The 19,433-nt window shown below is 72.9% G+C and carries 20 protein-coding genes; 16 read left to right on the forward strand and 4 right to left on the reverse strand.

Translation table 11 applies throughout. The annotated features are described in order from the left end of the window. Positions 1-17: 17 nt before the first annotated feature. Positions 18-263 carry a DUF2630 family protein gene (locus K8Z49_RS39485; protein WP_021597866.1) on the reverse strand — a complete coding sequence of 82 codons (246 nt, stop codon included), beginning with the start codon at positions 261-263 and terminating at the stop codon, positions 18-20. 99 nt (positions 264-362) lie between these two features. Between K8Z49_RS39485 and K8Z49_RS39490 the strand changes: the two genes are divergently transcribed. The 3 genes from K8Z49_RS39490 (at position 363) to K8Z49_RS39500 (ending at position 2,074) form a co-directional block, all read left to right on the forward strand. Beyond that, positions 363-779 (forward strand): STAS domain-containing protein, encoded by a 417-nt coding sequence (locus tag K8Z49_RS39490; protein WP_021597867.1) that lies wholly within the window; start codon positions 363-365, stop codon positions 777-779. A gap of 143 nt (positions 780-922) precedes the next feature. Continuing rightward, a complete protein-coding gene (locus K8Z49_RS39495) occupies positions 923-1,810 on the forward strand; it encodes an acetate uptake transporter family protein (protein ID WP_412516587.1) in 888 nt (295 codons plus the stop codon). A 78-nt stretch (positions 1,811-1,888) separates the two neighbouring features. Further along, complete coding sequence (locus tag K8Z49_RS39500; protein ID WP_021597869.1) at positions 1,889-2,074, forward strand: hypothetical protein; 186 nt, start codon at positions 1,889-1,891, stop codon at positions 2,072-2,074. Positions 2,075-2,077: 3 nt separating this feature from the next. Here K8Z49_RS39500 and K8Z49_RS39505 read toward each other — a convergent pair whose 3' ends face one another. Then, entirely contained in the window at positions 2,078-3,274 is a 1,197-nt protein-coding gene (locus K8Z49_RS39505; protein ID WP_256255569.1) for a PucR family transcriptional regulator, read from the reverse strand. 96 nt (positions 3,275-3,370) lie between these two features. Between K8Z49_RS39505 and K8Z49_RS39510 the strand changes: the two genes are divergently transcribed. From K8Z49_RS39510 to K8Z49_RS39525, 4 genes are all read left to right on the forward strand, one after another. Further along, complete coding sequence (locus K8Z49_RS39510) at positions 3,371-4,222, forward strand: SGNH/GDSL hydrolase family protein (RefSeq protein ID WP_024935380.1); 852 nt, start codon at positions 3,371-3,373, stop codon at positions 4,220-4,222. 95 nt (positions 4,223-4,317) lie between these two features. After that, positions 4,318-5,112 (forward strand): maleylpyruvate isomerase family mycothiol-dependent enzyme, encoded by a 795-nt coding sequence (locus K8Z49_RS39515; protein ID WP_021597872.1) that lies wholly within the window; start codon positions 4,318-4,320, stop codon positions 5,110-5,112. A gap of 187 nt (positions 5,113-5,299) precedes the next feature. Continuing rightward, positions 5,300-6,169, forward strand: a complete 870-nt coding sequence (locus K8Z49_RS39520; protein WP_075023422.1) for an MHYT domain-containing protein — start codon at positions 5,300-5,302, stop codon at positions 6,167-6,169. A gap of 188 nt (positions 6,170-6,357) precedes the next feature. Further along, positions 6,358-7,287 carry an IclR family transcriptional regulator gene (locus tag K8Z49_RS39525; protein WP_033331862.1) on the forward strand — a complete coding sequence of 310 codons (930 nt, stop codon included), beginning with the start codon at positions 6,358-6,360 and terminating at the stop codon, positions 7,285-7,287. A gap of 36 nt (positions 7,288-7,323) precedes the next feature. Here K8Z49_RS39525 and K8Z49_RS39530 read toward each other — a convergent pair whose 3' ends face one another. After that, positions 7,324-7,914 (reverse strand): flavin reductase family protein, encoded by a 591-nt coding sequence (locus K8Z49_RS39530; RefSeq protein ID WP_021596907.1) that lies wholly within the window; start codon positions 7,912-7,914, stop codon positions 7,324-7,326. 285 nt (positions 7,915-8,199) lie between these two features. Between K8Z49_RS39530 and K8Z49_RS39535 the strand changes: the two genes are divergently transcribed. The 9 genes from K8Z49_RS39535 to K8Z49_RS39575 all read left to right on the forward strand — a co-directional run bounded on the left by K8Z49_RS39535 (position 8,200) and on the right by K8Z49_RS39575 (position 18,441). Further along, positions 8,200-9,069 carry an alpha/beta fold hydrolase gene (locus tag K8Z49_RS39535; RefSeq protein WP_021596908.1) on the forward strand — a complete coding sequence of 290 codons (870 nt, stop codon included), beginning with the start codon at positions 8,200-8,202 and terminating at the stop codon, positions 9,067-9,069. Positions 9,070-9,122: 53 nt separating this feature from the next. Beyond that, positions 9,123-10,838: an FAD-binding protein gene (locus K8Z49_RS39540; RefSeq protein WP_412516592.1), complete on the forward strand. Its 1,716-nt coding sequence runs from the start codon at positions 9,123-9,125 to the stop codon at positions 10,836-10,838. A gap of 5 nt (positions 10,839-10,843) precedes the next feature. Further along, entirely contained in the window at positions 10,844-11,863 is a 1,020-nt protein-coding gene (locus tag K8Z49_RS39545) for a ferredoxin--NADP reductase (protein WP_111831975.1), read from the forward strand. A 22-nt stretch (positions 11,864-11,885) separates the two neighbouring features. Then, on the forward strand, positions 11,886-13,070 hold the full coding sequence (locus tag K8Z49_RS39550) for an acyl-CoA dehydrogenase family protein (protein WP_412516596.1): 1,185 nt from the start codon (positions 11,886-11,888) through the stop codon (positions 13,068-13,070). A 66-nt stretch (positions 13,071-13,136) separates the two neighbouring features. Then, positions 13,137-14,048 carry a VOC family protein gene (locus tag K8Z49_RS39555; RefSeq protein WP_111831974.1) on the forward strand — a complete coding sequence of 304 codons (912 nt, stop codon included), beginning with the start codon at positions 13,137-13,139 and terminating at the stop codon, positions 14,046-14,048. Between the two features lie 20 nt (positions 14,049-14,068). Beyond that, entirely contained in the window at positions 14,069-15,535 is a 1,467-nt protein-coding gene (locus K8Z49_RS39560) for an FAD-dependent oxidoreductase (RefSeq protein ID WP_412516599.1), read from the forward strand. Next, positions 15,532-16,413 carry an LLM class F420-dependent oxidoreductase gene (locus K8Z49_RS39565; RefSeq protein ID WP_412516601.1) on the forward strand — a complete coding sequence of 294 codons (882 nt, stop codon included), beginning with the start codon at positions 15,532-15,534 and terminating at the stop codon, positions 16,411-16,413. The genes K8Z49_RS39560 and K8Z49_RS39565 overlap by 4 nt, the downstream gene beginning before the upstream one ends. Next, the gene (locus tag K8Z49_RS39570; protein WP_412516603.1) at positions 16,410-16,859 is read left to right on the forward strand and encodes a nuclear transport factor 2 family protein; all 450 of its coding nucleotides are present in this window, start codon (positions 16,410-16,412) and stop codon (positions 16,857-16,859) included. The genes K8Z49_RS39565 and K8Z49_RS39570 overlap by 4 nt, the downstream gene beginning before the upstream one ends. Continuing rightward, positions 16,852-18,441, forward strand: coding sequence for an AMP-binding protein (locus tag K8Z49_RS39575; RefSeq protein WP_412516605.1), 1,590 nt, complete (start codon positions 16,852-16,854; stop codon positions 18,439-18,441). The genes K8Z49_RS39570 and K8Z49_RS39575 overlap by 8 nt, the downstream gene beginning before the upstream one ends. Here the strand turns inward: K8Z49_RS39575 and K8Z49_RS39580 are convergent. Then, on the reverse strand, positions 18,438-19,334 hold the full coding sequence (locus K8Z49_RS39580) for an MBL fold metallo-hydrolase (protein ID WP_412516607.1): 897 nt from the start codon (positions 19,332-19,334) through the stop codon (positions 18,438-18,440). The two genes, K8Z49_RS39575 and K8Z49_RS39580, sit on opposite strands and share 4 nt — an antisense overlap. Positions 19,335-19,433: the final 99 nt, after the last annotated feature.

The raw sequence follows: 19,433 nt of genomic DNA on the forward strand, positions 1-19,433 counted from the left end.
CAGGGTCCCGTGAGGGGCTACTGGCGGTAGTTCTCGACCTCCGCGGCGGGACGGACCTCGGCGTCGTCGGGGTTCTGTCCCGCCGCGATGCGGGCCCGCCGCTGCCGCAGGAGATCCCAGCACTGGTCGAGCGCCACCTCCAGCCGCCGCAGCCGCTGCTGCGCGTCGGCATTGCTCGTCTCGGCCCGCTCGTGCGCCTGCCGGAGCGCGTGCTCCTCCTCGATGAACTCGTTGATACGTTCCAGAATCGCCTTCTCGTCCATGAAATCCGCCCGGTGGGGTTCAGAAGGTGCCGACAGGTGAGAGCCTGGCATATACGGGGCCGCGCACGGTAGCGGCGCCCCGTCGAGGGCGAGGAGCGGATGACGGTCTGGCGGATCACCGACGGCGAGGGCGGCCTCGACTCCGGGGCGCGGGCGGCGGCGCCCCGCTACGACATCGTCGAGCACGACACGGCGCTGCTGCGCATCGCGGCCGCGTCGGCGTCGCCCCGGCTCCAGATGTCCGGCGAGATCGACGTCTCCAACGCCCCGGACGTCGGCAATGCCCTGCACGCCGCCCAGGCCCGCATGCCCGGTGACCTGCACGTCGACCTGACCGCCGTGGAGTTCGTGGACGTCGCCGGCCTGCGCGCCTTCACCAAGGCCGCCCGCGACCTCGACGAGCACGGCCGGCTGCTCGTCCTGCACGCGGTCTCGCCGCACATCGACCGGCTCTTCGCGATGATCGGCTGGCACACGTCCCCCGGCCTGCAGATCCACTGCCGTCCGCGGCGCTGACGTTCATCGGATCCCCACGTCGGTTCGAATTCTCCGTAAATGTCCCCGTTTGTACCGGGGAAAGGTGAATGTCCGACTGTTTGGTCGCCAATACCCCGGTTAGGGACGCATTTACAGCTCTCCGAATTCCACAGGGGGATCTCATGGCAAGGCGTAAAGAGCGTGCCGCCCCGCCGGCGCCCGGCGAGCACACCGGTCAGGGCGCGGCGGGCCAGGGCATGTCGGGCCAAGGCATGTCAGGTCAGGGCATGGCCGGCCAGGCGGGGGGCATGGCGACTCCCGGCGCCGCCACGGCCGCACCCGGCCGGGGCGTGGACGAACCCGGCGAGCACGCGTTCTGGGAGGACCGGACCCGCATCTTCCTGCAGCCCATCGCGGCACCGTCCATCCTCGGGCTGTTCGGGCTCGCGACGGCGGCGATGATGGTCGGCGCCTGGGAGGCCGAGTGGTACGGCGGCCCCCTCACCCCGCTGATCCTGTGGCCGCTGGTGCTCTTCGCCGGCATCGCCCAGATCCTGGCGGGCATGTGGGCCTACCGGGCGCGCGACGGGATCGCCACCGCGATACACGGCATGTGGGGCGCGTTCTGGACGGCCTGGGGCCTGCTGTTCGCGCTGGTGAGCGTGGGCGCCTTCCCCGCGGCACTCGCTCCGGTCCCCGGGAACCCGAGCGAGGGCTTCGCGTTCTGGTACATCGCCCTCGCGGCGATCACCGGGCTGTGCGCGCTCGCCGCGCTGGCCGAGAACCTCGTGCTGGCGGTGCTCCTGGCGTGCCTGTCGGCCGCGGCGGGCTTCACCGCCGGCGGCTTCTGGGCCCCGTCCGACTGGGCGTCGGACGTCGGCGGCTGGCTGTTCGTCGTCACGGCGGTGCTGGCCCTGTACGCGGCGGCGGCGATGATGATGGAGAACACCTTCGGGCGGACGATCCTGCCGCTCTTCCGGGTCCGCGGCGCGGCCGAGGCCCGCGGCCGGCGAGCCGCCCGGCCACTGCAGTACCGGCAGGGCCAGCCCGGGGTGAAGATCGGGCAGTGACCCCCGGCGTTTCGCCTTGACATTCCCGTTGCCATATCCTGGGCCGAATACGAACGTACGGCTCCGGGGGGAGCGGGAATGTCATCGGCGATCCGGCGGACGTGGCGAGGCCTCGTCCAGACCTACACGCTGCTCTGCGCGCGCGACGACGCCGCCGCGCGCGGCTTCACCGTGCCGAGCGGCGTATGGGCGTGCGAGCGCTGCCACGAGCCGCACCTCGAACTGGCGACCCTCGACCTCCACCTCCGCATCGACCACGCCTGACGGTCAGGCCAGCGAGCGCCGGGCGACGAGCGCCGCGTGCAGCAGCCGGAGGTCCCCGGGGCACGACGGGTCCAGGCCGGTGAGGGCGCTGATGCGGCGGACCCGGTAGGCCACCGTGTTCGGGTGGACGTGCAGGGCCGCACCGGTCGCCCGGCGGTTCAGGTCGCAGGCCAGGTAGTGCTCCAGGGTGCGCAGCAGGTCGGGCTTGCGGTCCAGCGGCGCCAGCAGCCCGGCGAGCGCGGGCAGGGCGCCGCTCGGGCGGCTCAGCTGGTAGTCCAGCAGGACGTCGGCGAGCCGGTACAGGCCGGGCGGGCGGCCCGCGCGGCGCACCAGCTCCATGATCTCCGAGGTGCGGGTGACGGCCGCGGGGACCCCGGCGGGGCCGGTGATCTCCGCCGCCGCCGTGACGCCGATGCCGGCCGCCTTCGCCGCCGCCGTCACCAGGTCGCGCAGGACGTCCTCACCGGCGGAGAAGGGGAGCAGGGCCGTCCCGCCCGAGGCGTCCAGGGCGGTGAGGGCGGGCTCGTCGGCGACGTCGTCCAGGACGGTGCGGACGCGGCGGATCTTGCGGCGGGCCGCGATCCGGGCGCGCCGCCCCGCGCCCAACTCGTCCGGATGCGGGGCGAACGCGAGCGTTAGGACGGCGTAGCGGGGCGCCGGCCGGTGGCCGGTGGCGTCACCGTCCAGGAGCGCGGTCATCAGGGCGTGCCGGCCGCCGTGCTCCTGGCTGTCGAGGATCTGCCGGACCTCCAGGTAGGCGGCGCTGACGGCCGAGATCAGCAGCCGCTGGAAGTCGAGGAAGTAGCCGAGCGCCTCCTGGAGGGCGGGCAGGTCGGCCGGCTCGGCGCCGGCGGTCAGCTCGTCCCACGCCATCGCCGCGCCGATCTGGTACGCGGCGAGGATCGCGTCCAGCGGCACGCCCTCCTCGGCCCGCAGCGCCGCCGAGTCGCGCTGGCGGGCGAACTCGCCGGGCGCGGCGGGCCGGCGCCGCTCCAGCACGTCCGCGAACTGCCGCAGGCTGTGCTGGACGATCCCGGCGACGTCCCCGGCGACCTCCTCCTGCGGCAGTTCCGCGTAGACGGGCAGCTCGGCGAGCAGCCGCGCGACCACGCGGCGGGTCAGCCGCGGCGCGCGGGCCCGCAGACGGGCCGCCATCGGCCGTCCGGCCATGCACAGCGGCGGCAGGTTGTCCCGCGTCACAACGGCTCCCGGAAGAGTCTGTTTTCACGCCAATTGAACGGTGTGTCCAGATTCTGGACGATCACGGCGACATCGTCCATGACGCCGGGAGTCACCATGAAGCGTCTGTTCAACGGCATGGTCGGCGCGATCGTCCTGGCCGGGGCCGCCCTCGGCGCGGTCGCGGCGCCCGTCCAGGCGGCCACCGTGGAGTACGTCGCCCTCGGCGACTCGATGGCCTCCGGGCCCCTCATCCCCGACATCACCGGTCCGATCGGATGCGGGCGCTCCACCCGCAACTACCCGCACGAGCTGGCCGCCGAGCTCGGCGCCTCCCTCCGGGACGTCACGTGCAGCGGCGCGAAGACCTCGCACATGACCGCCCCGCAGAGCACCAGCGTCGGCGGCGTCGACACCGGCACCGTCCCGCCCCAGCTCGACGCGCTCCGCCCGTCCACCACGCTGGTCACCCTCACCATCGGCGGCAACGACGTCGGCCTCGTCGGGGTCGCCGAGGACTGCGTCAATCTCGACCCGACCGCCACCCCGTGCAAGGGCGAGTTCGAGGAGCGGGTCGCCCAGCGCACCCGCGACCTCGGCCCCCGGCTCGCCGCCGTCCTGGACGGCATCCGCGCCCGCTCCCCGCAGGCCCGCGTCGTCGTCACCGGCTACGGCCTCTACATCAAGAAGGACGGCTGCTGGCCCGTCCAGCCCGTCCTGCCGGTGGACGCCAACTTCCTGCAGGGCGCCGTCAACGCCATGAACGATGTCATCCGCCGGGAGACCGCCGCCCGCGGCGCCACCTACATCGACCTCGTCGCCCCCAGCGCCGGGCACGACGCCTGCCAGTCGGCGTCCAGGCGCTGGATCGAGGGCTACGTGCCGCTCAACGCCGCCGCCCCGCTCCACCCCAACGCCCGGGGCGAGGCCGCCTACGCGACCGTGATCGGCGGCGCCCTCGACGCCTGAGCGCCCTGGGCCGTCCCGGCCGGGCGCCCTGGGCCGTCCCGGCCGGGCGCTCCGGCCGGGGCGGCTCTAAGCTCGTCGGGCAGATGGAGGCTGACATGACCGAGATGCAGGCCAACACCGCCGCCTACGAGCAGACGCTCCGCTCGGCCCTCGCGCTCGCGGGGACGCTCGGCGAGGCCGACTGGGACCGGCCGACCGAATGCCCCGGCTGGACGGTCAAGGACCAGTTCGCCCACCTCGCCGGGGTGGAGCACGACCTCCTCGGGGACCCCGCCCCCGAGGTCGAGCTTCCCGAGTTCGAGCACGTCCGCAACGACTTCGGCCGGTATCTGGAGATCGCGGTGCACGCGCGGCGCCCCGTCCCCGGGCCGGACGTGGCCGCGGAGCTGGCGGACGTGCTGGAGCGCCGCCTCGCCCAGCTGCCCGGCCTGGACCCCGACAAGATCGTCATGTGCCCGGACGGCAGGGAGGGCCCGTACTCGCGGCTCATGAAGTTCCGCGCCATGGACTGCTGGACCCACGAGCAGGACATCCGCCGCGCGGTCGGCCGTCCCGGCAACCTGGACGCCCCGGCGGCGCACTGCTTCTGGGAGCTGATGAGCCGCGGCCTCCCGCTCATCGTCGCCCGCCGCGCGAAGGCCGGGCCCGGCCGGTCCGTGAGCTTCGCGATCACCGGCCCGCCCGACTTCCGCGCCGCGGTCACGGTGGACGAGGACGGCCGTGGCCACCGGTCCGATTCCGGGTCGTCCACCGCCGAGCTGGCGATGGACTGGGAGACCTACGTCCGCCTGACCGCGGGGCGCTGCGCCCCCGACGCCGTCACCGTCGAGACGAAGGGCGACGACGAGCTGGCCGCCCGCGTCCTCGCGGCCATGGCCATCACCCCCTGACGGAGCGGTTCCGCGGGGCGGGGCCGCCCCGGATCCCCCGTTTCTGACGCAGCGGCGCCGCACGGATCCGCCTGGTGACGGCTCGTCCAATACCGGCCAGTATTCCCCTGGTCGCGCACGGGTTTCGTCATGATCACCGTCGTTATGATGCGGCGATCACTGGATGGAACGTTCCCGGGGGAGTCTCATGACGGAGGTCCATCACTTCGCCTACGGGCCGCTGACACCGGCGGCCGCCTATGTCATGTCGTTCGTCGGCTCGCTGCTGGGGCTGCTGTGCACGACCCGCGCGCGGGCGTCCGCCGGCGGCTCGCGCGCCTACTGGCTGGCGCTCGCCGCGCTGGCGATCGGGGGCACCGGCATCTGGGTGATGCACTTCATCGCGATGCTCGGCTTCAGCGTCGCGCACACCGAGATCCGCTACGACGTGCCGCTCACCCTGCTGAGCTGCCTCACCGCGATCGCGGTCGTCGCCGTCGGGCTGTTCCTGGTCGGCTTCGGCGGGTCGGGGACGCCGGTGGTGATCGCCGCCGGCCTGATCACCGGGGCCGGCGTGGCGAGCATGCACTACACCGGCATGAAGGCCATGAACATGTCCGCGCACGTGGGCTACCGGCCCGCCCTGGTCGGGCTGTCGGTGGTGATCGCGCTGGTGGCGGCGACCGTCGCGCTGTGGTTCAGCGTCCGGGTCACCGGCATGGCGGCGACCGCCGGCGCGGCGGCGATCATGGGGATCGCGGTGTGCGGCATGCACTACACCGGCATGGCGGCCATGCGGGTCGAGGCGCACCACGGCACCGAGTCGCCCTCCGGGGCGGGGGCGATCGACTTCGTGCTGCCGCTCGTGGTCGGCGTCGGCGTGGTGGCGACGGTCCTGCTGCTCATCATCGCCATGTCGCCGACCGAGGAGGACGCGCGCGCCGAGGCCGAGCTCCGCGAGCGCCTCGCCTCGCGCGGGCGGCCGCAGGGCGCGCCGGACGCGGGCGGGACGCGCGACGCCGTCCCCGAGCCCCCGTCCCGCTCCGCCGGCGAATGGTTCGGCGGCGGCCGTCCATGACGCGGCGGGGCGTGCCCGCCCCGTGAGTAGGAACACGTTCTATCACCGCACACGGCCCGACCTGGGACGCGGCACGGACCGCCGGATCTCCGGCTGACCTGGACTTACGGCACCCCTTCCGTCTGGACCAAGCGATTGCTACATTCCTGGTAACAAGAATTCATTTCAGTCATGTTCCAGGAGGTGCGATGACCGAGGCCCTGACGCCGGAGGCAGCGACGCCGGAGACCATGACGGCCGGGCCGGCGCGCCGCGAGTCGCCGCCGTCGATGATCGAGCGGATGACCCTGATCCTCGACGCGTTCAACGGCCCGACCGCGCGGCTCACCCTGGAGGACGTGGCCCGCCGCACCCGGCTGCCGCGCTCGACCGCGCACCGGATCCTGGACCAGCTGGTGAAGCAGCGCTGGCTCGCGCACCACTCGTTCGGCTACGGGCTCGGCCAGCGCGCCCTCGGCCTCGGCGGCCAGGACGGCGGGCACGGCAAGATCCGCGAGGCCGCAGCGCCGCTGCTGCACGAGCTGCAGGTCACCACCGGACTCGTCGCGCACCTGGCCGTCCTGGACGGCGCCGAGGTGTTCTATCTGGACAAGCTCGGCGGGCGCCTGGCCGCCTCCGTCCCGTCGCGGGTGGGCGGGCGCGCCCCGGCGCACTGCACGGCGCTCGGCAAGGCGATGCTGGCCTGGCTGGAGCCCGAGCGGGTGGACGCGCTGCTGTCCGCCGGGATCAGCCGGTTCACCAGCCGCACCATCGGGGAGCTGGGCACGCTCCACCAGGAACTGCACCGGGTCCGGCAGCGCCGCGGCCTGGCGTTCGAGCGCGGCGAGTCCTACCCGGGGATCTCCTGCGTGGCCGCGGCCGTCCGCGGCGCGGAGGGGCCGGTCGCGGGGATCTCGCTGGCCGGCGACATCCGCGCGCCGCTGGAGAACGTGGCGCCGCTGGTGGTGACCGCCGCGCGGGAGGCGTCCCAGATCCTGTTCCCCGGCTCGGCGCCGGGCGCCCGCGCGGGCGCCCGCGGCCGCCGGCGCGGCGGCTCCCCGGCGGGCGAGGAGGCGTCCTGGTCGCCGGAGACGATGAACCGGCTGCTCGCGGTGGACGGCCGTGGCGACTGGATGTGAGGGGCGACTGGATGTGACGGGCGACCGGAGGTGACCTCAGCCCCAGCCCCAGCGGTCGCCGATGCCCCAGGGGTCGGGGGCGATGGGCGCGTCCGGCTCGCCGACCCCGAACCTGCTGCGGAAGAACACCATCGGCCGCCGCCAGACGCCGTCCACCACCTCGTGCCGCTCCACCGCGAGCACGCGGCCGATCACCACCTCGTGGTCGCCCGCCTCGTGCACGTCGTGCACCACGGCGTGCACCGCGAGCAGCACGTCCGGCAGCGTCGGGGCGCCCCACCGCGACACCTGCCAGTCCAGGCCCTCGAACTTGGCGCCGCGGCTCGATCCGAAGCGCTCGCACAGGTCGCGCTGCTCCTCGGCGAGCACGTTCACGCAGAACCGCCCCGCCGACCGGATCCGCGGCCACGACCGGCCGCGCTTGTCGGCGCAGAACAGGATCAGCGGCGGTTCGAGCGACACCGACGCGAACGACTGGCAGGCGAAGCCGACCGGTTCGCCGTCGTCGACCGCGGTGACCACGGTGACGCCGGTGGCGAACTCCGCCATGGCCTTCCGGAAGTCCACCGGCTCCGGCGCGGCCGTGGCGGCCTCGGGGGCGGACGTGAGCGCTGGCTCGGCTGGCATCTGGTCACCTCGGGGCTGCGAACGGTTAGGGCGTCATATCAAATATGCGACATGTCCAATAGGTGGGGCGAGCGCGGGGCCGGCCAAGGAGCGGCCGGTGAGCCCCGAACGTAGGCACGTCCCGCGCCGGCCACGCGCCCGCGTCCCGATGAGTGGAAGCGGGCGCCGCGGCGGGCCGCCGGGGCCGCGCCGCGCCGCACGTCCCGCTGATCGGGATCCATCGCGTGACCGTGCCGCCCCGCCGATTACGTTCCGGACAAGCCACCGTCGAAGGACTGGGAGATCATGCCTGCGGAGCTGACCTACGAGTCGACGTTGCGCGAGCTCGCCACCGACCAGGGCGTCCTGCGCTACCACGAGGCGGGTGAGGGCCCGCCGCTGCTCCTGCTGCACGGGTCCGGTCCCGGCGTGACGGGCTGGCGGAACTACCGCGGCAACCTCGCCCGCTTCGCCGAGCACTTCCGGTGCCTGGTCCTGGAGTTCCCGGGCTTCGGGGTGAGCGACCCGACCGGCGAGCACCCGATGATGGCCGCGGGCGGCGCGGTCGTCCGGTTCCTGGACGGCCTCGGCCTCGGCCAGGTGGACGTGATCGGCAACTCGATGGGCGGCATCATCGCGACGCAGGTGGCGCTGCGGCACCCGGACCGCGTCGGGCGGCTGGTCACCATCGGCGGGATCGGGACCAACCTGTTCAGCCCGGCGCCCGGCGAGGGCATCCGGCTGCTGGCCGAGTTCACCGACAACCCGACCCGCGAGGGCCTGGTCCGGTGGCTGAACTCGATGGTCTTCGACCCGCGGACGGTCACCGAGGAGATGGTCGAGGAGCGCTGGCGGCAGGCCACCGACCCCGACACGCTCGCCTCCGCCCGCCGCATGTACGGGTCGAAGGCGATGGCGGCCCGCGCGAAGGCGATGGCCGCGTCCGGCGAGCCGCCGTACTGGGCGATGCTGCACAGGCTCAAGGCGAAGACCCTCATCACCTGGGGACGGGACGACCGGGTCAGCCCCGTCGACATGGTCCTCGTGCCGATGCGGACGATCCCGGACGTCCAGGTGACCATCTTCCCGAACTGCGGGCACTGGGTGATGATCGAGGCGAAGTCCGCCTGGGAGAGCGCCGTGCTGGCGTTCCTGACCCGGAAGGACGACCTCTGATGAGCGAAGCGAACCGGGGGGAGCGGGGGGTCGTCCCCCCGCAAGAGGCACTGATGAGCGAAGCGAACCGGGGGGAGCGGGGGGTCGTCCCCCCGCAAGAGGCACTGAGCGAGTGGGACCACGAGTACGACCTGGTGATCGTCGGAAGCGGCGGCGGCGGCATGACGGCCGCGCTGACCGCGCACGACGAGGGGCTGAGCGCGCTGGTCGTCGAGAAGGGCAAGAAGTTCGGCGGCTCCACCGCGCTGTCCGGCGGCGGCATCTGGATCCCGAACAACCCGACGCTGAAGGCGCGCGGCCACGACGACAGCCGCGAGTCGGTCCGCCGCTACCTGGACCTGCTCACCGAGGGCCGCGTGGCCGCGGCGCGGCTCGACGCCTACGTCGACAACGGCCCCGCCGCCATGGAGCTCATCGGCAAGAGCAAATGGGTGAGGTTCTTCTGGACGAAGGGCTACGCCGACTACCACCCCGAGCTGGAGGGCGGGCGGCCGCTCGGCCGGTCCGTCGAGGCCAGGCCGTTCGACACCCGCAAGCTCGGCGAGGACGAGAAGTACCAGCGGCCGAACAACATGAAGGGCCCCCTCGGCCTGTGGGTCACGGCGAAGGACTACCACGACCTCGCGATGGCCAAGCGCACGTGGGCGGGACGGCGCGCGTCGCTGGTGGCGGCGTGGCGCGTCTCGTCCAACATGGTCCGGCGCCGGCACATGGCGACCGGCGGGCGCGCCCTCGTCGCCCGGCTCCGGATGGCGCTGAAGGACGCCGGCATCCCGCTCTGGCTGCGGACCGCGATGACCGAGCTGGTCACCGAGGACGGCCGCGTCACCGGCATCGTCGCCGCGAAGCGCGACGGCACGACCCTGCGCATCCGGGCCCGCAAGGGCGTCCTGCTCGCCACCGGCGGTTTCGACCACAACCAGGAGATGCGCGACAAGTACCTCCCCAAGGGCGGCCAGGAGGACTTCGCGATGGGCGCCCGCGAGAACACCGGCGACGGCATCCGCGCGGGCGAGCGCCTCGGAGCGGCGCTGGACCTGATGGACGACGCGTGGTGGATGCCCGCCGTCCGGCACCCGGCCGGCGCGACGATCCCGCTGGTGTCCGAGCGCGCGATCCCGCGGCAGGTCATCGTGTCGCACGACGGGACGCGGTTCACCAACGAGGCGGCGCCGTACGTCAACTTCGTCCACGACCAGCTGGAGGGCGGGCACGTCCCGGCGTGGTTCGTGATGGACGCCAAGGCCCGCGCCCGCTACCCGTTCGCGCAGATCCTCCCCGGCGCCCCGATCCCGAAGGCGTTCTACGACAAGGGCATCGCCTTCAAGGCGGACACGCTCGCCGAGCTCGCCGGGAAGATCGGCGTCCCGGCGGACGCGCTGGCCGAGACCGTCGAGACGTTCAACGGGTACGCCCGCGCGGGCAAGGACCCCGACTTCGGCCGCGGTGACTCCGCCTACGACCGCTACTACGGCGACCCGAACCTGAAGAACCCGAACCTGGACGTCCTGGAAACCGCGCCGTACTACGCGTTCCGGCTGGAGGTCGGCGACCTCGGCACCAAGGGCGGCCTCGTCAGCGACGAGCACGCCCGCGTCCTGCGCGAGGACGGGACGGCCATCGAGGGCCTGTACGTGACGGGGAACTCCTCGTCGTCGGTGATGGGCAACGAGTACGCGGGACCGGGCGCGACGATCGGCCCGTCCATCGTGTTCGGCTACATCGCGGCCCGGCACGCCGCGGGCGCGCCCACCGGGAAGGCCACCTGACGGTCATGACGGCACTCAAGGCGCGGGTGGTGGAGGTCGTCCACGAGACGGCCGACGCGCACTCGCTCGTCCTCGAACCCGCCGAGGGCGACCGGGACCGGTTCACCTACCGCCCCGGGCAGTTCCTCACCGTCCGGGTCCCGTCCGAGGACGGCTGGGTCGCGCGCTGCTACTCGCTGTGCAGCTCGCCGCTCACCGACGACCGGCTGAAGGTGACGGTGAAGCGGGTCGCGGACGGTCTCGGGTCCAACTGGATCTGCGACAACGTCACGGCGGGCGACGTGCTGGAGGTGCTGCGCCCGGCGGGCACGTTCACCCCGCCCTCGCTGGACGACGACCTGCTGCTCGTCGCGGGCGGCAGCGGCATCACGCCGGTCATGTCGATCCTCAAGTCGTGCCTGGCCGGCGGCACCGCGCGGGTCGCGCTCCTGTACGCCAACCGGGACGAGCGGTCGGTCATCTTCGCCGCCGAGCTGCGGGAGCTGACCGAGCGGTACCCCGAGCGGCTCACGGTCGTCCACCTGCTGGAGTCGGTGCAGGGGCTCCCGACGGCCGCGGCCGTCCGGTCCCTGGCCGGCCCGTACGCGGGCCGCCCCGTCTTCGTGTGCGGGCCCGAGGTCTTCATGGACCTGGTCACCGAGACGCTCGCCGGGCTCGGCGCGCGGGTGCACGCCGAGCGCTTCTTCTCGCTGGAGGGCGACCCGTTCGAGAACCCGGAGGCCCCCGAGGAGGCGCCCGACGACGGCGACGCGGGCGAGATCGAGGTCGAGATGGACGGCGAGACGCGGACCGTCCCCTGGCCGAGGTCCGAACGGCTCCTCGACGCGCTGCTGCGCGCGGGCGTCGACGCCCCCTTCTCCTGCCGCGAGGGCAACTGCTCGGCGTGCGCCTGCGTGAAGCTGGAGGGCGAGGTCACCCTCGACGCCAACTCGGTCCTCGACGAGCGGGATCTCGCCGACGGCCTCATCCTCGCCTGTCAGGCGAGGCCGGTCACCGACCGGCTGAAGATCACCTACGACGGCTGACGACACATACGGGAGACAGGCGATGGCGAACCGCGTGCTCGACACGATCATGGAGAGGGCGGAGCAGATCCGCGAGCTCGGCCCCGCCAACGAGGCCCTCGGCAGGCTCGACGACAAGGCCGCGCAGATCCTGAAGGACGCGGGCGTGATCCGGCTGCTCCAGCCGGAGGCGCACGGCGGCCTGGAGGTGCACCCCCGGGAGTTCGCCGAGACGGTCATGGGCATCGCCGCCCTGGACGGCTCCACCGGCTGGATCGCCGGCATCGTCGGCGTCCACCCGTGGGAGCTGGCCTACGCCGACCCGAAGGTCCGCGAGGAGATCTGGGGCGAGGACCCCGACACGTGGATCGCGTCCCCGTACGCGCCGATGGGCATCGCCCGGCCGGTCGACGGCGGGTACGTGTTCAACGGCCGCTGGCAGTTCTCCTCCGGCACCGACCACTGCGACTGGATCTTCCTCGGCGGGATGCTCGGCGACGACGAGGGCAAGATGGCGATGCCGCCCCGCTCGCTGCACCTCATCCTGCCGCGCTCGGACTACGAGATCGTCGAGGACTCCTGGGACGTCGCCGGGCTGAAGGGCACCGGCAGCAAGGACATCATCGTCCGGGACGCGTTCGTCCCCGCGTACCGGACGCTGGAGTACACCAAGGTCGTGGACGGCTCCGCGCCGCGCGAGGCCGGGCTGACCAACCCGTCCTACCTGATGCCGTTCTCCTGCGTGTTCCCGCTCGGCATCTCCGCCGCGGTGATCGGCATCGCCGAGGGAGCGCTGCACCACCACCTGGAGTACCAGCGCAACCGCGTCCAGATCACCGGCACCAAGATCAAGGACGACCCGTACGTGCTGTACGCGATCAGCGAGGCCGCCGAGGAGATCAAGGCGTCCCGCACCGCGCTGCTCGACAACTGCTCGCGGATGTACGACATGGTCGCCTCCGGGCACGTGCCGACGTTCGCCGAGCGCGCCGCCGGCCGCCGCACGCAGGTCCGCGCGGCGTGGCGGGCGGTGCAGGCGATGAACGAGATCGTCGTCCGGTCCGGCGGGAACGCGATGCGGACGGACAACCCGATCCAGCGGTTCTGGCGGGACGCGCACGTCGGGCTGGCGCACGCCATCCACGTCCCGGGCTCGGTCTACCACGTCTCCGCCCTGACGGACCTGGACGTCGAGCCCCCGCAGGGCCCGATGCGCTCGATGATCTAACCGTCCTCCAGCCCCCACCCACCACCATTCAACGGACGAGCTCCGCTCGACGACCAAAGGAGCGTCATGACGCAGATCCGAGGGCTGGGCTATCTCAGGGTCCAGACCCGGCACATCGACCGCTGGCGCGAGTTCGCCCTCGACGGGCTCGGGTTCGCCGAGGGGAGCGGCCCCGACCCGGACGGGCTGTACCTGCGCATGGACGAGCGGCGGTCGCGCCTGCAACTGCTGCCCGGGGACGACGACCGGGTGCTGGCCGTCGGCTGGGAGGTGCGCGACCAGTACGCGCTCGCCTCCGTCCGCGAGGCCGTCGAGAAGGCCGGGACGGCCGTCACGGCGCTGAAGCCGAAGGAGGCCGCCGAGCGCGACGCCGAGGAGGTGATCGCGTTCACCGACCCGGGCGGGACGCCCGTCGAGGTGTTCTTCGGCCCGGTGCTCGACCACAGCCCCCTGCGCACCGGCTTCGCGCAGAAGTTCGTCACCGGCGCCATGGGCATGGGCCACGTCGTCCTGCCGACCCCGAACTTCGCCGAGACCACCGCGTTCTACAACGAGGTCCTCGGGTTCCTGCCGCGCGGCGCGATGAAGGTCGGCGGCAGCCCGGTCCGGATCCGGTTCATGGGCGTCAACCAGCGCCACCACAGCGCGGCCATCTGCCCGGCCCCGCACGACGGCGCGCCCGGCCTCGTCCACCTGATGGTGGAGGTCGACTCGCTGGACGCGGTCGGCATCGCGTTGGACGCCGTCACGGCGAAGGGGTTCTCGATCTCCTCCACGCTCGGCCGGCACACCAACGACAAGATGGTGTCGTTCTACGTCCGGGCGCCCGGCGGCTGGGACATCGAGTACGGCTGCGAGGGGCTGCTCGTGGACGAGGCCTACTACACCGCCGAAGAGATCACCAAGGACAGCTACTGGGGCCACGACTGGTCCGGCTCCGAGCCGCTGGCCGCGTTCACGCCGCGGAAGAAGGGCTGACGCCGGTGGCGAGGCCTTCGGTGGAACCGGTCCCCACCGCCGAGGTGGACGTCGACCACGAGTGCGACGTGCTGGTGGTCGGCTTCGGGGCCGCCGGCGCGGCGGCGGCGTACGAGGCCGCGGCGGCGGGCGCGGACGTCCTCGTCCTGGAGCGGTCGAGCGGCCCTGGCGGGACGTCCGCGCAGTCGGGCGGGGAGCTGTACCTCGGCGGCGGCACGCGGGTGCAGAAGGCGTGCGGCTTCGACGACACGCCGGACGACATGTTCGCCTTCCTCAAGGCGGCGCTCGGCCCGCACGCCGACGAGGAGAAGCTGCGCCTGTACTGCGACGGGAGCGTCGAGCACTTCGAGTGGTTCCGCGCGCGCGGTGTCCCGTTCAAGGAGAGCCTGTTCGACGCGCCGGGCTGGATGCCGCACACCGACGACGGCCTGATGTGGCTCGGCGAGAACGCCTGGCCGTACAACACGATCGCCCGGCCCGCGCCGCGCGGGCACCGCCCGGAGACGCCGATGTTCGCAGGCGGGATCCTGATGGAGAAGCTGATCGCGGCCGTTGCCGAGGCGGGCGCCGCCACCCACCGGGACACCTACGCCACCAACCTCGTCGTGGACGGTGACGGCCGCGTGGCCGGGGTCGTCGCGCGCGCGTTCTCCGAGCGGGTCGCCTACCGGGCGCGCAGGGGCGTCGTCCTCACCTCCGGCGGGTTCGTCGACGACGAGGAGATGCTCGCCGACCACGCGCCGGTGCTGCTCGGGCACGACAAGGTCAGCGACGGCACCAGCGACGGGTCCGGCATCCGGATGGCGGCCGCGCTCGGCGCCGCGACCCGCCGGATGGCGACGGTGGAGATCGCGCTCACCGCCAACCCCGCCGTCATCTGCCGGGGCATGCTCGTGGACGGCCTCGGCCGCCGGTTCATCAACGAGGACGTCTACCCGGGCCTGTTCAGCCACCGGGCCGTCCAGCACCAGCCCGGCCCCTACTGGGCGATCATCGACGAGGCCGGGTACGACGAGATCGCCGAAGCGGACATGTGGGGCGTCCACCCCAAGCACGCGGCGGAGACGATCGCGGAGCTGGAGGAGTCCCTCGGCCTGCCGTCCGGTTCGCTGGAGCAGACGGTCGAGACCTACAACCGGTACGCCGAGAAGGGCGAGGACCCCTACTTCCACAAGGACGCCAAGTGGCTGCGTCCGCTGAAGGGGCCGTTCGCCGCGATCGACCCGCGCGACGGGTTCTTCGGCGCGGGCAGGCAGGGCGCCGGAACGGGAGCCGGCGGGTTCACCCTCGGCGGCCTGGACACCACCGTGGACGGCGAGGTCCGCGACCTCTCCGGTGAGCCGATCCCCGGCCTGTACGCGGCGGGGCGCACGGCTTCCGGCATCCACGGCGAGGGCTACGTCAGCGGGACGTCCCTCGGCGACGGCACGTTCTTCGGCCGCCGCGCCGGACGCGCCGCCGCCGCGCGGCTCAAGGGGAGCGGGTGAGGTACGCGGTCCTGCTCCCCGTCGCGGCCGGCGTCACCGCCGATCCCGCGTGGATCGGCGAGTACGCCCGGCACGCCGAGGCCTGCGGGTTCGAGTCGGTCGGCGCGGTGGAGCACGCGGTGGTGGCGAGCGGCTACACCAGCGTCTACCCCTACGACCCGTCCGGGAGGATGGCGCTGCCGGACGACCTGGACATCCCCGACCCGCTGGACCTGCTGGCGTTCCTCGCCGGCCGGACCGCGCGGATCGGGCTCGCCACGGGCGTCCTCGTCCTGCCGGACCACCACCCGGTGGTGCTGGCGAAGCGGCTCGCGACGGTCGACGCGCTGTCGGGCGGGCGGCTGCGGCTCGTCGTCGGCATGGGCTGGATGCGGGAGGAGATCGAGGCGTGCGGCGCGGAGTTCGCCTCGCGCGGCCGGCGCGGCGACGAGCAGATCCAGGTGCTGCGCGCGCTGTGGGCCGACACCGCGCCTGACGGAGCGACCCACGAGGGGGAGTTCTTCCGGTTCACGGGGGCGATGAGCTACCCGAAGCCCGTCCAGCGGGGCGGGATCCCGATCCACGTGGGCGGGCACACGAAGGCCGCCGCCCGCCGCGCCGGCCGGTACGGCGACGGCTTCCAGCCGCTCGGGGTGGCGGGGGAGGAGCTCAAGGCCCTGGTCGCGCTGATGCGCGAGGAGGCCGAGAGCAACGGCCGTGACCCGGACGCGCTCGAACTCACCCTCGGGCACTCGCTGCGGGCGGTCACGCCGGAGAAGGCGGCGAAGCTCGCCGCTCTGGGCGCGGACCGGCTCGTCCTGAGCGGCCGGCCGACGAAGGACCTGAACGAGGCCAGGAACGAGCTGTCGGCCTGCGCCGAGCGCCTGGGACTGCCATGACGCTGGACGTCGCCGACCGGCTGGCCCTGGGCGACCTGGTCGCCCGGTACGCGCTGCACGCCGACCGCCGCGAGATCGGCGCGATGGCGGGCCTGTTCGCCGAGGACGCGGTGCTCGTCCTGCCCGACGCCCCCGCCGACCTCGACCCGGTGCGCGCCTTCACCGGACGCGCGGAGATAGAGGACACGCTGGCGGTGCTGAACGGCATACCGGTCACCTTCCACGCGCTCGTGGGGCAGGTGTTCGACACAGGGCCCGAGCCGGGCACCGCCACCGGGGAGATCGCCTGCGTCGCCCACCACCTGACCGGCGCGTCGGACCTGGTCTGGCACTGCCGCTACACCGACGCCTACCGGCTCGACGCCGGAACCTGGCGTTTCGCCCGCCGCGAGCAGCGGATCGACTCGATCGAGACACGTCCCGTCCGGAGGTGGCGCGGTGGCTGAGAGGACGGCCGTGCTGGGCGACGACCGGCCGGCGCGCGAGGCCGCGTTCGCCGAGCTGGTCGCGGCGCGCGGTGACGACGACCGCACGGGCCTGTGCTTCGAGGACCGGTCCTGGACGTGGCGCGAGGTCGTGGAGGAGTCCCGGCGTCGCGCCTCCCTCGTCCGCGATCTGGACGGGCACGTGGGCCTGTTCCTGGAGAACGGCCCGGAGCACCTGTTCTGGCTGCTGGGCGCGGCGCTCGCCGGAGTCCCGGTCGTCGAGCTGAACCCGACACGGCGGGGTGCGGAGCTGGCCCGCGACATCACCCACACCGGCTGCGCCCTGCTGGTCACCGAGACCTCCCGCGCGCCCCTCCTGGAAGACCTCACCGACGTCCCGTCCCTGAACGTCGACGACCCCGCGTACACCGAGCGCGTGTCGGCGCCGCCGGCCGCGACCTCCCCGGTCGCCCCGGAGACGATCTTCTCCCTGGTGTTCACCTCGGGCACCACCTCCGCGCCCAAGGCGGTGATCTGCACGCAGGGCAGGCTGGGCCGGATCGCCGTCCAGCAGCGCGACCGGCGCGGCCTCACCCGCGACGACGTGTTCTATGTCGTGATGCCGATGTTCCACTCGAACGCCCTGATGGCCGGGATCGCCCCCGCAGTCGCCACGGGCGGGCGCGTCGTCCTGCGCCGCAAGTTCTCGGCCTCGGGCTTCCTGCCGGACGTCCGCCGCTTCGGCGTCACGTTCTTCAACTACGTCGGCAGGCCGCTCAGCTACATCCTGGCCACCCCAGAGAAACCGTCCGACGCCGACAACACTCTCCGCATCGCCTTCGGCAACGAGGCGAACGAGCGCGACATCGCCGAGTTCGCCCGCCGCTTCGGCTGCACGGTCATCGACTCCTACGGGTCGAGCGAGGGCGAGATCCGGCTCAACCGCGTCCCCGGCACGCCGCCCGGGTCCCTGGGCGTCGCCGAGGCCGGCACCATCGTGGTCGACCCCGCGACCCTCCGGGAGTGCCCGCGCGCCGAGTTCGACGCCGACGGCGTGCTCCTCAACGCCGACGAGGCCATCGGCGAGATCGTCGACACGATGGGCGCCGCCAAGTTCGAGGGCTACTACAACAACCCCGAGGCGACGGCCCGGCGCGTCCGCGACGGCTGGACCTGGTCGGGCGACCTCGCCTACCGCGACGCGGCCGGCTACTGGTACTTCGCCGGCCGCGACGACGACTGGCTGCGCGTGGACGGCGAGAACATCGCGGCGGCCCCGGTCGAACGCCTCCTGTCCCGCTTCGAGGCGTTCTCGGACGTCGCCGTCTACGCCGTCCCGGACGAGCACGTCGGCGACCAGGTGATGGCGGCCGTGTCCCTGGCACCGGACCACACGTTCGACCCCCCGGCCTTCACGGCGTTCCTGGCGGCGCAACCGGACCTGGGCACGAAGTGGACGCCCCGCTACGTCCGCATCGTCGAGGAACTACCCCGCACCCCGACCAACAAGGTCCTCAAACGCTCCCTGCGCGCCGAAGCCCTCAACACCCCAGACCCCCTGTACGAACACCACAACGGCACCTACGAACACGTGCCGCGCTAGGAGTGCGGGTGCTCGGCGCATAGGCAGGCAACGCCCTTCTCTATCCAATCCCGGCCCTCCCACTCGGGGTGCCGATCGAGCATGAGGGCCCTGACCTCCTCGATGATGGTCTCCTCGCTCATCGCGGAGTCGCGGCGGACCCAGGTCTCGTCACGGAGGAGGCGCAGGTAGTCGCGGACGTCGGCCAGCAGCCGCGGGCCGCCGATGTGGCCGTGGCCGGGGACCACCGTCCGGGGCCTTGCGGCGGCCAGCCGCTCCATCACCGCGATCCAGCGGACGCCGGACACGTCGGTGTCGTGCGGCGGGAACCACGGGAAGATCGCGAACTGGCCGGACTCCACCAGGTCGCCGGTGAACATCACCCCGGCGTCCGGCACGGTGACGACCTGGTCTCCCCTGCTGTGCGCCCGGCCGGCGGCGCGCAGCTCCACGCGACGTCCGCCGAGGTCGAGGTCGTAGGAATCCCGGTAGACGACGTCCGGGGCGACCACATCGACGCCCTCCAGGCGCCGGGCGACGGTTTCGGCGAGCCCCGTGAACATGCCGAGGTAGCCGGCGCCCCTCGTGGCGAGATCGTCGGCCTGCGCCTCGTTGGCCAGGTACGTGGCCTCCTCGCCGAACACGTGGGCGCCGAACGCGTGCTCGGGGTGGAAGTGCGTCGTGGTCAGATACAGCTTGCGGCCGCCGGCGTGGTCGGCGGCGAACTTGAGGACGGCCTCGGCGTTGTCCGTGCCCAATCCGGTCTCGACGACCAGGACGGAATGCGTCCCCCCGATGACGCCGATGTTGGGCACCAGCGGGACGCGCCGGTTCGGGATGACGAGGAGGTCGCGGTCGATCTCCTCCGCTCCGGTGACCTGCACGGCGGGGTCGGGCAGCACGTATTCGGCCATGACGGACTCCTCAGAAGGCGACGGCCCGTCCACCTCATCGCGGACGGTGCCGGGGCGTCCAACACCGATCCGGCACCCCCGATACCACGCGGGTATCAT

Origin of the sequence: Actinomadura madurae, from assembly GCF_047130825.1 — a bacterium.
In the GTDB taxonomy this organism is placed as follows: Bacteria; Actinomycetota; Actinomycetes; order Streptosporangiales; family Streptosporangiaceae; genus Spirillospora; species Spirillospora madurae.

Bases quoted from the DNA above. Each gene is read 5' to 3' on its own strand.
- K8Z49_RS39545 (WP_111831975.1), top strand. From the start codon at position 10,844: ATGACGGCACTCAAGGCGCGGGTGGTGGAGGTCGTCCACGAGACGGCC.
- K8Z49_RS39510 (WP_024935380.1), top strand. From the start codon at position 3,371: ATGAAGCGTCTGTTCAACGGCATGGTCGGCGCGATCGTCCTGGCCGGG.
- K8Z49_RS39485 (WP_021597866.1), bottom strand. From the start codon at position 263: ATGGACGAGAAGGCGATTCTGGAACGTATCAACGAGTTCATCGAGGAG.
- K8Z49_RS39540 (WP_412516592.1), top strand. From the start codon at position 9,123: ATGAGCGAAGCGAACCGGGGGGAGCGGGGGGTCGTCCCCCCGCAAGAG.
- K8Z49_RS39500 (WP_021597869.1), top strand. From the start codon at position 1,889: ATGTCATCGGCGATCCGGCGGACGTGGCGAGGCCTCGTCCAGACCTAC.
- K8Z49_RS39530 (WP_021596907.1), bottom strand. From the start codon at position 7,914: ATGCCAGCCGAGCCAGCGCTCACGTCCGCCCCCGAGGCCGCCACGGCC.
- K8Z49_RS39535 (WP_021596908.1), top strand. From the start codon at position 8,200: ATGCCTGCGGAGCTGACCTACGAGTCGACGTTGCGCGAGCTCGCCACC.
- K8Z49_RS39570 (WP_412516603.1), top strand. From the start codon at position 16,410: ATGACGCTGGACGTCGCCGACCGGCTGGCCCTGGGCGACCTGGTCGCC.
- K8Z49_RS39580 (WP_412516607.1), bottom strand. From the start codon at position 19,334: ATGGCCGAATACGTGCTGCCCGACCCCGCCGTGCAGGTCACCGGAGCG.
- K8Z49_RS39555 (WP_111831974.1), top strand. From the start codon at position 13,137: ATGACGCAGATCCGAGGGCTGGGCTATCTCAGGGTCCAGACCCGGCAC.
- K8Z49_RS39550 (WP_412516596.1), top strand. From the start codon at position 11,886: ATGGCGAACCGCGTGCTCGACACGATCATGGAGAGGGCGGAGCAGATC.
- K8Z49_RS39520 (WP_075023422.1), top strand. From the start codon at position 5,300: ATGACGGAGGTCCATCACTTCGCCTACGGGCCGCTGACACCGGCGGCC.
- K8Z49_RS39515 (WP_021597872.1), top strand. From the start codon at position 4,318: ATGACCGAGATGCAGGCCAACACCGCCGCCTACGAGCAGACGCTCCGC.
- K8Z49_RS39490 (WP_021597867.1), top strand. From the start codon at position 363: ATGACGGTCTGGCGGATCACCGACGGCGAGGGCGGCCTCGACTCCGGG.
- K8Z49_RS39495 (WP_412516587.1), top strand. From the start codon at position 923: ATGGCAAGGCGTAAAGAGCGTGCCGCCCCGCCGGCGCCCGGCGAGCAC.
- K8Z49_RS39525 (WP_033331862.1), top strand. From the start codon at position 6,358: ATGACCGAGGCCCTGACGCCGGAGGCAGCGACGCCGGAGACCATGACG.